Here is an 11,213-nt window from a genome sequence, read left to right as displayed (position 1 = left end):
CACGATGGGACAGTATCGCCAGCATCTTTTTGTTTGCACATACGGCCCGTATTGTCCCTTCGATGGGGACACCGAGCAGCTACTCAAACGTCTCAAGGAGCGTGTCGCCGCCAGCGGCTTGCAGAATGAAATTCGGGTCAATCGCTCCGGCTGCCTGAATCAGTGCGGGCACGGCCCCAACGTGGTGGTTTATCCCGACGCCGTGTGGTATGCGCACGTGCAGCCCAGCGACGCCGATGAGCTGTTCGAGTCGCACCTGCTGGCTGGCGAGCCGGTGCAGCGCTTGCTGTACGTCGCGCCGCCTGGCAACAACAAGGAGACCAGCCAGTATCCGCCCGCGGTGCGTGAGCTGGAAAAACAGGAAAAGGCCAACGACAAGCGCCGCGCGGCCCTCTACGCGCACCTGCGGGCCGAGGCCGCGGCGGCCGCCGCAGTCACAGCGGCGAAAACGCACGACGATGCTGATGATTCGGAGCAGGTTCATGCCGATCTTTAGACGCAATCAACCCGCATCAACTGCTGTGCGCGCGGACGCGGCCGTGGCGCCAGCTGTGGCGGCATCCGCCGGCAGTACGGGGGGCGGGGAGGCGGCTGCCCTTCTGCATATCTGCCAGATCATCACCAGCGATGACTTCGACGCGGCCTACCACTGGCTGCGGGTTGAGTTTGGGGTCAACACCTGGGAGGATGTCAAACGCAAGTGCCCGCGCGGCAGCCGCGAGCTGCGCTACCTGCAGCGGGTCGTCTTGTTCGTGGATACCCTGGGCGATTTGCTGCGTCGAGGCCAACTGCCCGAAACGCCGGTTTTCAAGCTCATTGACGAGATCGGCCTCAACACCTGGGAAATGGTCTTGCCCTGGGTGGCCGATGCGCGCCGCGAATTGGCGAATCCCGCACTCTACGCCAACCTGGAATCGCTGGCTGGCCGCTTCTTCGATTGGCAGCGCGAGGGCTAATTCTCCCATCCCCGCGCAGGGCTGCGACGGAGATAACCTACTCAGAGCCACGCAGCGTCGTCACAGGCCGACGATCTGATGTCCACTGGCCCCTGCGAGGGTTGAGCGCGCGACGCCAACCTTGCGCAGGCCCGCCGCGTAAGGAGCTCGTGTCGTGGAGGATGACCTCAGCTTGCCCGACGATGTGTCGTGCAGCCAGCCTGCGCAAGGGGATGGGCGCGCCCCTCGCAGGGCTGCGGCGAGACAACCTACTCAGAGTCACGCAGCGTCGTCAGAGGCCGACGATCTGATGTCCACTGGCCCCTGCGAGGGTTAGGCGCGCGACGCCTACCTTGCGCAGGCCCGCCGCGTAAGGGCCACTTCCTGCCACCAAGCCATCAAAAACCAACTTGACAAACTCGCTGGAATCGCTTAACATCCCAATTGCCATTGTGAAGGAATTCGCAATGGCGACGTAGCCCTGTGCCCCATCACTATTGGATTCGACCCGTTGCTCGGTGTGATCATGCTGCTCTTCATGTCCTTCGGGAGGGTTGTATGCCATCTCGTGCTGTCTCGGTGCTTTCTGTTCTTGTCTTGTTAGCGTCCATCTTGGCGATTCCAGCCGCGGTAGATGGCGCAGGCGCCGCGCCGCATTCTGTTCTACGCTCGCCTCAGTCCCCCCCAACGTCCCCCTACTGCTACAACTGGGACTTCTTCAACAACACGGGCGTCCCAGCCAATGACCTTCACGTGACGCTGTTTGGTCCAACCGCCCTCTCAGAGACCTTCAGCGACCCGCCAGCCCAGGCAACCACATCGCCCGGCCCCAATGGCACGCTCTCGCTCAACTTGACTTTCTACAGCCTTGTCAACCCTGGCGCCGCCGCGCACATCGGTTTCTGCGCCAACGCCGCGGTCTTTCAGTCGCAAAGTTCCGGTGGACTTCGCCCCTTCTACTGGACGCTGAACGGCCAGCCGCTGACGAGCGGCAGTGTGCCTGTGCTCCCCATGCCTGGCTGGAATTGGACGTGGCAGGGCGACCAGCGCGGCCATTTCCAGATCGGTTTCTCCAACGCCAACAGCGTTCCGATCACGGTGCAGTCGCTGCGCATTTTCCAGCCCAGTGGACTCCTGCCGCTGAGCGGCCTGAACATGGCCGCCGTGCAGGGACAGACGCCCCTCTGGAGCAGCAGCGGCCCGGTGAACATCAACCCCACCCTCTCCAGCTTCTTCGACATCTTCCTGGAGTTGACTCTGGATGGCGCGCCGCCGACCGAGCGCACGCCGCTGATTGCGGTGGCGGTGATCAGCAACCCCGCGGCGCCTCCGCTGTTGAACACGATCAACCTGCTGGCGCAGACCCTCTTTGTCATGCCGCCGCCGCCTACTTACTGCTTCAACTGGGACTTCGTCAACGACACCGGCCAGGTAGCCAATGATTTGCACATCATTCTGCGCGGGCCACGAGTCCTTTCCGACGTCTACATGGGAGCGCTCAATCCCTTCGGCGCTCCGGATCCCCGCACAGGGTACGACCCCGCAACCGGCTTGTTCACCGTATGGTACAGCGGGGCCACGGTGGCGCCCGGTAGTACGGTGCATACCGGGTTCTGTTCTGACAACCCCTTTGTCTTGGTGACGCACTATTGGACGTACAACGGCGTGCCGATAGGCTCGCCGGTGCCGGTGCCTGGATGGCAGTGGCTGTGGCAAGCGACCGGCGATTTGCGGATCGGCCTATCCAATTCGAACACGACGGCGATGAACGTGACGGCCGTACGCTGGGCGGTTGCGCCCCAGGCTATCTCCCTCGACCACTTGACCTGGAATGATCCGTTGGTGCAAGCTCTAAGTTTCGCGACGCTCCCCGGCCTCACGCTGCCGCCCGGCGGCAACCAGGTCATTGCCGTCCCAGCCACCCTGCCGGCAAATGCCATCGTGGTGGGCAACGTGCAGGTGACGGGCGCTGGCGGGCAGCTCGTGCAGTTCATGGCGCAGGGCCAGGTTGTCTTGCCGCCGCCGTCGCTCTACTGCTACAACTGGGATTTCGTCAACGGAACGGGTCAGCCTGCTAATGATCTGCATTTGATATTGAGCGGCCCGACGCGGCTGAGCGATGTCTATCTCGGCCCGCTCAATCCCTTTGGTCCTCCCGATCCCCGCAGCGGCTACGACTCGACCACCGGCGCCTATCATCTCTGGTGGAGCGGCGCCGTTGTTTCGCCCGGCGGAGTGGTGCATGTCGGCTTCTGCACCGATCGGCCGCTGGTGGACTTCCCAACGGTGGGCGGCCTGCCGCCGCATTATTGGACATGGGACGGCGTGCCCATCGGCGGCCCCGCGCCCATCCCCGTGCCTGGTTTTGCCTGGGACTGGGCGCCTAATGGGAGCCTGGCCTTTGGCCTTGCCCTGGCGCCCGGCCAGCCGGCCTTGGTGATCGAGTCTATCGAGATGGCGCCGATCGCCTCATCCGTGGCCTTGAACAATCTCACGTATGCGAACCTGGGATCCCTGGTGCCGCCCAGCGATTGGGCGCCTATGCTGCCGCAGACGGGCAATGTGCTGCAGCCGGGTGCGCGCATCCGCTTCTCGCCTCCGCCTGGAATGCCCATTCGCCCAGGGCAGTCGTTGGTGGTTCGCTTCCGCGCTGTCAACCTGAGCGATCCCAATGCTGTCATCTGGGTGGCGGCGCAAGCGACCACGCCGCCCTGGCTGCGCTGGTGGGAGAACTACGATATTCATGTGCCGCCAGAGGCCGGCCCCATTACCGACCTCCACCTGGAACTGACCGGCATTGGGCCAGCCGGCATTTTTGCCTTCTTCCCTTCGCCCTTCTTTGGCCCATCTGCCCAGCAAACCTACAACCCTGTGACGGGCGTTACGACGGTGGACTTCCTGCCGATTGACTCCACCGTCACCGTGCCGGTCAGCACCACGCTGCACATGGGCATGCACACAGGCAGCGATCGCGTGCGCCTGGTGCGCGGCTGGTGGACGCGTGATGGCCAGCCTGTCGGCCCACCCATCGGCATGGGCAGCATCACCTACCGGGGCCAAACGCTCATGGCGCGCGCCAATCCGGCCCTGGCTTATGCGCAGATGCAGTTCGTGAATGACATGACCAGTTCTTCGCTGGAAGTGGCGACGCTAGAGTGGGCGGTGGCGCCGGCGGCGATTCCGTTAGCGGACATGACGTGGGATTACATCAACAGCCTGGGACTGACGTGGACTACGGTTGCGCCGCCGGCTGTGACGCTGCCGCCGGGCAGCCATTTGGATTTCCTCGTGAACGGCAATGCCGGCGCTTACATTCTACTGCGCAGCGGGACGCGCGTCGCTGGCGGCCCGCTCGTGCGCAACCTGGCCCAACACCGGCTCACCCCGATTGGCGATCTGAACAATTCTTGTGCGGTGGACGTGCTGGATGTCACCGAGGTGGCTGCGCATTGGAACACCGCCCTGGGCAACCCCACCTTTGACCCGCTCTACGACCTGGACGACAGCGGTGCCGTCACGGTGCAGGACATCATGCTCGTGGCGGCTCAGTTTGGCGCCGCCTGCACGCCCTAACCGTCCTGCTTGCTCCCGCGTGTCCCAGTATGCGTGACTGAAAGCAACCTGCCCGACTTGACGGTCGGGCAGGTTTGCGCTAAGCGTCAGCGTGCGTGTCGTCTCAACGGCTGGCTTCCGCCCCAAAAAGCGCGGCATTGATGTCCGCGACGCTGTCAAAGATCCAGGTCGCAGGCGGGGTCAATTGCGCAAACGCGTCTGCGCGACTGACGCCGCTCAGCACGCCGATGGTGCGCAGGCCGGCTGCTTGCGCCCCGATGATGTCGGTTTCCACACGATCGCCTACCATGACCGTTGCCGCGGCGCTGACACGGCAGCGCGCCAGGGCCTGCTCGAACATGGCGACCTGCGGCTTGCCTATGATCGTTGGCTCCACGCCGCTGGCCGTGCGCAAGAAGGCCACAATGGCGCCCGCGCCCGGCAGCTCTCCCTCTTCAGTCGGCAGGGTGGCATCGTTGTTGGTGGCGACAAAGCGCGCGCCGGCCCGGATCGCCAGTGCGGCATCTTTCAGCGAATGCCAGGTGGCCTCGCGATCGAGCCCGGCCGCCACCCAGGCCGCGCGCCGCCAGTCCGTGACCACCTCCAGGCCGGCCTGTGCGATCGCTTCGCGCAGGCCTGACTCGCCCACGACATAGACGCTGGCGCGGGCGCCGGCTTGACCGGCCAGCCAATGCGCGGTCGCCAGGCTGCTGGTGAAGATGGCGTCTTCATCCACCAGGATGTCCATCGCCGCCAGCTTGGCCTGAAATTGGGCGGCCGTCAGCGTGGCGTTGTTGGTCAAAAAGAGAAAGGGGATGCGGCGCGCCTGCAAGTTGGCGATGAGTGCGGCCGCGCCAGGGATGGCCGCATGGCCGCGATAGATGACGCCGTCCATATCAAAGAATAACGCGCCGATGCCGGCGGACGATAGATCGTGGTTCACGAGTCGGACTGCTCCGTTTCTTGAAGATCGTGCTCTACATCCACCGCAGCCGTGGCAATGGCCCAACTGACCAGGAACCAGCCGCCGGCCGAAATAGCCAGCGCCATGATGATCGAGAGCGGGTTCAGCGGCACCTGGCCGCGCACGATGCCGATGATGGCCAATAGCGTGCCCGCGGCCGCAAAACCAAGGCCAATGCGGACGGGCAGGCTGCGCCGCTGCCACCAGGATGGGTATGGTGCTTGGACCAACGTTATCTCCTTCTTGTTGGCGCTCAGCTTGCTACAGGCACAGGCACCGTGCCTGCAATCTCGGCTACAACCTGGTCCGGTGTGCGCCCGCGCAAGCGAGTCTGAGGGCTGACATGAATTCGATGGGTCAGCACCGCGTTGGCCAGGTGCTGCACATCGCTTGGAATGACGAAATCGCGGCCTTGTAGCGCGGCCAGGGCCTGGCTGGCGCGGGCCAGGGCCAGCGTCCCGCGCGGCGAGACGCCCAATTCGACGGAAGGATGGTCGCGCGTCGCGCGCACGATTCGCACCAGGTAACGGCGCACATCCTGACTGACATGAATCTCGCGCACCTGGGACTGCAGCGCGATCACATCGTCAATCGTCGCCGCCGGCTGCAGGTGCGCCAGCGGCTCTTCGCGCTGGTACTGGATCAGCATCTGTTCTTCTTCCGCTTCATCGGGATAACCCAGCCGGATCTGCAGCAAAAACCGATCCACCTGGGCTTCGGGCAAAGGAAAAGTGCCCTCCAGTTCGATTGGATTCTGCGTGGCTAACACCAGGAACGGCCGCGGCAACCGATAGGTCTCCGTGTCCACGGTGACTTGACGCTCCTGCATCGCCTCCAGCAGCGCCGATTGAGTGCGCGGCGTGGCGCGGTTGATCTCATCCGCCAGCAGAAGTTGACTGAACACCGGCCCGGGCCGAAACTCGAACGACTGCGCCTTTTGGTTGAAGAAACTAATGCCGGTTACATCGCTCGGCAGCAGGTCAGGCGTAAACTGAATGCGAGCAAAACTGCCGGTGATGCTGGCCGCAAGAGCTTTCGCCAACGTAGTCTTGCCGATGCCTGGCACATCCTCGATCAATACATGACCATCGCTCAGCAGCGCCACCAGCAGCAGTTCGACGACCCTGGCTTTGCCGATCACCACCTGCCCCACACTGCGCTGCACCGCCTGGCTGAACTGTGCAAAATCCACGCTGCCTCCCGACTTGGTTGAGAAACTGTTTTCACGCTGAGACACGCATCTCACACTGAGACACAAAGGCGCAAAGAAAGAGACTGTCTGGGCCGAAATTGTAGTCCATCTGAGAACCAAAGTCAACTTGCTCTTCCGCAGGGGGATAGATAGAATGAGTGTATAAAATCCGCACCTGGGAGGAGACGCTGGCAATGCGGGTAGGCCTATGAAGCAAGAGACGACTTCTCGCCTGGTGATGACCTCTCGCACACCGCTGGCGCTGCTGGTCTTTCTACTCGCCTTGCAGCTCGTGACGCCGTCTGCGGTGTGGACGATTCTGCTGGCCGGCTTGGCGACTGCGCTTGGCCTGAGCTTCTTCTGGCTGCGACGCCTGGCCGTGAACGTCAGTTCGACGCGCCGGCAGCGCGGCGCCCTGGTCGTGGCCGGAGACGTGCTGGAGGAGGAATGGGCGCTGTCCAATGCCGGCGCCCTGCCCGTTTTGGTCGCGGAGATTGTTGATCATTCTACGCTGCCCGATTATGCGGTCAACCGCGTGGTGGCTGTGGGAGGCAATGCGGCGGTCACCTGGCGCACCCACGGCATCTGCCGCCAGCGCGGGCTTTTCATCATTGGCCCCTGGACTGTCGCCATGGCCGATCCCTTTGGCTTTTTCCGGCTAGAGCAGACCTACGCCGTTGAGCAGTCCATCCTGGTCTACCCCCGCGTCGCTATTCTGCCTCCGCTGCAGCTGCCCCGCGGCGGGGCCAGCGGTCGCGCGCGTGCCATGCGCAAGGCCCTTGAAAGCGAGCTAAGCGTTGCGAGTGTGCGGCATTATGCGCCGGGCGACAGCTTGCGTCATATTGCCTGGGGTGTTTCCGCGCACCGTGACGCATTGATGGTGCGCGAATTCGACCAGGAACCGGCCGGCGACCTCTGGATCGTGCTCGACCTCGACGCCGCGGTGCAGGTCGGCCACGGCATGGATGGCACCGAGGAGTTCGCCATCGTCCTGGTTGCATCGCTGGCCGCGGAGTGGCTGCGCCGCAACCGCGCGGTTGGGGTGGCGGCCTTCGGGCAGGAGGCTGTGCTGGTCCCGCCGCAGCGCGGCGAGGCCCAACTCTGGCGCATCCTGCACGAACTTGCGCGCGTCCAGGCCGCGCCCGATTGGCCGCTGGCGCGCACGTTGGAGGCTGTGCGCAGCAGCCTGGGGCGCGGCATCACGTTGGCCGTGGTCACCCCGAGCACCGGGGCCGATTGGCTCTCGCCCCTTCTGCACTTGCAGGGCCGCGGCGTGGCGACGGCGGCCCTGCTCCTGGACACAGGCTCTTTCACGCAACCGGCTGCGACCACCCCCTCGCCTGCCAGCCTGGACTTGCGCAGCGCCCTGGCGCAACACGGCGTCACCACGCACGTAGTTGATCGCCGCCTGATGAGCCTGCGCCCGGCCGTGACCTATCGGCGCAAGCGCATGGGGCTGCGCACGCTGGCGACCGGCCGCGTGATTGACGTGGACATCGAGGAAGAGGTGTAGACGTGGACAGGCTGCTGCTGTGGCTTATTCGTCGCCTGCGCCCTCGTGAGGGATGGGCGCTCCTGCTCCTGGCGTTGGCAATGGCCTGCGTCTTGCCTATCGCCATCGAGACCGCGGCGTGGACGCGCCGGCCGGATTCTCTGTGGGGCCTGGCGCTATGGGCGACGCTGATCGGTCTTTGGCTGAGTCGTCGCGCCTGGCGCGGCGTTTCCACGCTCTTGGTCGGCGGCCTACTCGGCGCCATGCTGGTTGCCAACGCCATCGGCCAGTTGCTGCCGCCCGTGTGGCAGGCGCTGTGGGAAATCGTGCGCTCGCTCGTGTGGAGTGGGCAGCGTGTGTTTACGGGCGCGCCATTTCCGCACGACCTTTGGCTCCCGCTCATCAGCCAGACGGTGTGGCGTGCGCAAAGCTTTGCGATAGGCCTGGGCGCGACGGACGCCAGCACCACCATCTTCCGTCTGCTGCTGGCCGCGCTCGTGTGGACAACCAGCGCATGGTTGGGCTTCTGGCTGTTTCGACCAGCCGGCAGCCGGCTGTGGGTCGCGGTTTTCCCGACAGGCCTGGTGATCGCTGCGAGCGCCTTCTTTGCCGGCCGGCAGGCGGCCTACGTGGGTGGGTTCCTGGCGCTGCTGTTGGTCCTGCTCACCGTCGTTCACTGGCGGGCGCAGTTACGCACCTGGCTGCAGCATGGCAGCGACTATCCCGATGATGTGGCGTTCGATCAGACGGTCGCGGCCGCCGTGCTGTTGGCAGCAGCCTTGACCGCGGCCGCATTGGCTCCGCCGATTGCGCTCCGACCGGTGGAGAATGCCTTCTGGAACCTGGCGCGGCCGGTGTGGCAGCCTGTTGAGGAGGCCGCGCGGGCTGCGTTTCCGGGCGTCATTCGGCCCGCGCGTTCGCCCCTGGCAGGCGCTGCGCCAAGCAGCGGGCTGCCGCGGGAGGAGCTTATGGGCAGCGGGCCTGATTTGGCGAAGCGCGTGTTATTTCGCATAGCCATTGATTATCAACCAGTGAACGCATGGACGCCATACTGGAAAGAAACGACCTTTGCGGTCTACACGGGGCGAGGGTGGGCGCTGGAGGAGGCGGAACGCCTGACGGTGTTGGATATGCCTGCGGGGCGATCCTGGCATGACCCTGGCATTCGGCCGGACGCAGGCCTGCCCGGCGTGAACATTCGTCAAACAGTGGATTGGGTAGGCGAGGGGGATTGGCAGGTCGCGGTAGCAGTCGGCGAAGCGCAGGCGGTCAGCGCGCCCTATCGCGCCATCTTGCGGCCGGGGGGCGACCTGGTTGGTTTGGAATTCGAGCGGCCGCAGCGCCGCGTGGCGGTGGACAGTCGCGCGACGCCGGTGAACACTGATCTACTTCGCATAGTCAATAAATCTACGAAAAATCAACAATCAAATTATCTCCAAATACCATCGAGCCTACCGGCGCGGGTTGCGACCCTTGCGCGCAGCATCACAGCCGACGCCGCGAACCCCTACGATCAGGCGCTGCAGATCGAGGCGTATTTGCGCACCCTGACGTACGATTTGGATGTACCAATGGTTTCCCCATCGGCTGATTTGGTGGACGCGTTTCTGTTTGACTTACGCCGGGGCTACTGCGACTATTTCGCGAGCGCGTTTGTGATGATGGCGCGCGGTGTGGGGCTACCGGCGCGCCTGGCGGTTGGTTATGCCAGCGGCCGCCAGGAAGCCCCAGGCGTCTGGCTCGTCAGCGCAGCTGATGCCCATTCCTGGCCGGAGGTCTACTTCGAGGGAGTTGGGTGGGTGGCGTTCGAGCCAACACCCGCACGGCCTCTCCTCGTCCCTTTGCATCAACTGCCCAGCAACAACCCGGCCGTGCTCGCGCCGCGATCTGCCTTGCCCCTGCCGCTGGCAGGATGGACCGCTGCGGCCACGTTAGGGGCCATGGGCGTGTGGCTGCTGGCGCGCGGCCAGCGGGCGCCGCTCTCAGCCGCGGAGATATGCGAACGCCTGGCGCAATGGGGCAGCCAGCTCGGCTACCGGCCAGCGATCGGCGCAACCCTGCGTGAGTTCGACCAGGGCTTGAGCGCGCATCTGCAGCGGATCGAAACGCCGCGCACCATCGTTGCGACCGCCGAAGTGCGTCAGGTTTTGCACGGCATCAGCCAGGCCTGCGAAGCGTCGCTCTATGGCGGCCCAGCGGCCGCGTTGACGGCCGCCCAGGCAAGTGATCTGTGGAAACGTTGGCAGCGCACCTGGTGGTTTCGCTGGCGTCTGACGCGATCCAGGCGGAAATTTTAGGATCGTCATCCCGCCACAGCCCTGCGAGGGGACTGCCCTTGCGCAGGCTGGCTGCCGCACGAATCACTGGGCAAGCCGCCATCGCTCTCGACGGCGCAGGCCCCTTACCCGGCGGGCCTGCGCAAGGTTGGGCAGATGGCCCGGCCGCCAACCCTCGCAGGGGAACGTGGACATCGCAGCGTTGACGTGCGAGCGCGCCGCGTGCCTCTGAGATCATCATCCCGCCACAGCCCTGCGAGGGGATTGCCCTTGCGCAGGCTGGCTGCCGCACGAATCACTGGGCAAGCCGCCATCGCTCTCGACGGCGCAGGCCCCTTACCCGGCGGGCCTGCGCAAGGTTGGGCAGATGGCCCGGCCGCCAACCCTCGCAGGGGAACGTGGACATCGCAGCGTTGACGTGCGAGCGCGCCGCGTGCCTCTGAGATCATCATCCCGCCACAGCCCTGCGAGGGGATTGCCCTTGCGCAGGCTGGCTGCCGCACGAATCACTGGGCAAGCCGCCATCGCTCTCGACGGCGCAGGCCCCTTACCCGGCGGGCCTGCGCAAGGTTGGGCAGATGGCCCGGCCGCCAACCCTCGCAGGGGAACGTGGACATCGCAGCGTTGACGTGCGAGCGCGCCGCGTGCCTCTGAGATCATCATCCCGCCACAGCCCTGCGAGGGGATTGCCCTTGCGCAGGCTGGCTGCCGCACGAATCACTGGGCAAGCCGCCATCGCTCTCGACGGCGCAGGCCCCTTACCCGGCGGGCCTGCGCAAGGTTGGGCAGATGGCCCGGCCGC

General features: G+C 64.9%; 9 protein-coding genes. 5 read left to right on the top strand and 4 right to left on the bottom strand.

The genetic code is table 11. The features are described from left to right. The first annotated feature begins 4 nt into the window (after positions 1-4). On the top strand, positions 5-496 hold the full coding sequence (locus ACPQ6D_RS06080; RefSeq protein WP_423223407.1) for a (2Fe-2S) ferredoxin domain-containing protein: 492 nt from the start codon (positions 5-7) through the stop codon (positions 494-496). Continuing rightward, positions 483-956, top strand: coding sequence for a DUF4760 domain-containing protein (locus ACPQ6D_RS06075; protein WP_423223406.1), 474 nt, complete (start codon positions 483-485; stop codon positions 954-956). The genes ACPQ6D_RS06080 and ACPQ6D_RS06075 overlap by 14 nt, the downstream gene beginning before the upstream one ends. 271 nt (positions 957-1,227) lie before the next feature. Here ACPQ6D_RS06075 and ACPQ6D_RS06070 read toward each other — a convergent pair whose 3' ends face one another. After that, on the bottom strand, positions 1,228-1,500 hold the full coding sequence (locus tag ACPQ6D_RS06070; protein WP_423223405.1) for a hypothetical protein: 273 nt from the start codon (positions 1,498-1,500) through the stop codon (positions 1,228-1,230). Between ACPQ6D_RS06070 and ACPQ6D_RS06065 the strand changes: the two genes are divergently transcribed. Then, the gene (locus tag ACPQ6D_RS06065; protein ID WP_423223404.1) at positions 1,494-4,508 is read left to right on the top strand and encodes a hypothetical protein; all 3,015 of its coding nucleotides are present in this window, start codon (positions 1,494-1,496) and stop codon (positions 4,506-4,508) included. The two genes, ACPQ6D_RS06070 and ACPQ6D_RS06065, sit on opposite strands and share 7 nt — an antisense overlap. A 103-nt stretch (positions 4,509-4,611) precedes the next feature. Here the strand turns inward: ACPQ6D_RS06065 and ACPQ6D_RS06060 are convergent, their stop codons facing one another. From ACPQ6D_RS06060 to ACPQ6D_RS06050, 3 genes are read right to left on the bottom strand one after another with little or no spacing between them, the layout of a single operon-like run. Next, complete coding sequence (locus ACPQ6D_RS06060; RefSeq protein ID WP_423223403.1) at positions 4,612-5,430, bottom strand: HAD-IIA family hydrolase; 819 nt, start codon at positions 5,428-5,430, stop codon at positions 4,612-4,614. Beyond that, on the bottom strand, positions 5,427-5,681 hold the full coding sequence (locus ACPQ6D_RS06055) for a hypothetical protein (RefSeq protein WP_423223402.1): 255 nt from the start codon (positions 5,679-5,681) through the stop codon (positions 5,427-5,429). The genes ACPQ6D_RS06060 and ACPQ6D_RS06055 overlap by 4 nt, the downstream gene beginning before the upstream one ends. 23 nt (positions 5,682-5,704) lie before the next feature. Beyond that, a complete protein-coding gene (locus ACPQ6D_RS06050; RefSeq protein ID WP_423223401.1) occupies positions 5,705-6,643 on the bottom strand; it encodes an AAA family ATPase in 939 nt (312 codons plus the stop codon). Between the two features lie 208 nt (positions 6,644-6,851). On the opposite strand from ACPQ6D_RS06050, the gene ACPQ6D_RS06045 reads away from it, so the two are divergent. Together ACPQ6D_RS06045 and ACPQ6D_RS06040 are read left to right on the top strand one after the other, a co-directional pair. Beyond that, complete coding sequence (locus ACPQ6D_RS06045; protein ID WP_423223400.1) at positions 6,852-8,156, top strand: DUF58 domain-containing protein; 1,305 nt, start codon at positions 6,852-6,854, stop codon at positions 8,154-8,156. 2 nt (positions 8,157-8,158) lie between these two features. After that, positions 8,159-10,432: a transglutaminase-like domain-containing protein gene (locus ACPQ6D_RS06040; protein WP_423223399.1), complete on the top strand. Its 2,274-nt coding sequence runs from the start codon at positions 8,159-8,161 to the stop codon at positions 10,430-10,432. Positions 10,433-11,213: the final 781 nt, after the last annotated feature.

The sequence above is a fragment of the Candidatus Amarolinea aalborgensis genome, assembly GCF_900491745.1.
GTDB classification, from domain to species: domain Bacteria; phylum Chloroflexota; class Anaerolineae; order SSC4; family Amarolineaceae; genus Amarolinea; species Amarolinea aalborgensis.
Note: the sequence above shows the minus strand (reverse complement) of the source record. Positions and strands in the feature narration are given on the sequence as shown.

What these genes read in the sequence shown, in the direction of transcription:
- ACPQ6D_RS06075 (WP_423223406.1), top strand. Translation starts at nt 483, where the DNA reads ATGCCGATCTTTAGACGCAATCAACCCGCATCAACTGCTGTGCGCGCG.
- ACPQ6D_RS06065 (WP_423223404.1), top strand. Translation starts at nt 1,494, where the DNA reads ATGCCATCTCGTGCTGTCTCGGTGCTTTCTGTTCTTGTCTTGTTAGCG.
- ACPQ6D_RS06045 (WP_423223400.1), top strand. Translation starts at nt 6,852, where the DNA reads ATGAAGCAAGAGACGACTTCTCGCCTGGTGATGACCTCTCGCACACCG.
- ACPQ6D_RS06070 (WP_423223405.1), bottom strand. Translation starts at nt 1,500, where the DNA reads ATGGCATACAACCCTCCCGAAGGACATGAAGAGCAGCATGATCACACC.
- ACPQ6D_RS06080 (WP_423223407.1), top strand. Translation starts at nt 5, where the DNA reads ATGGGACAGTATCGCCAGCATCTTTTTGTTTGCACATACGGCCCGTAT.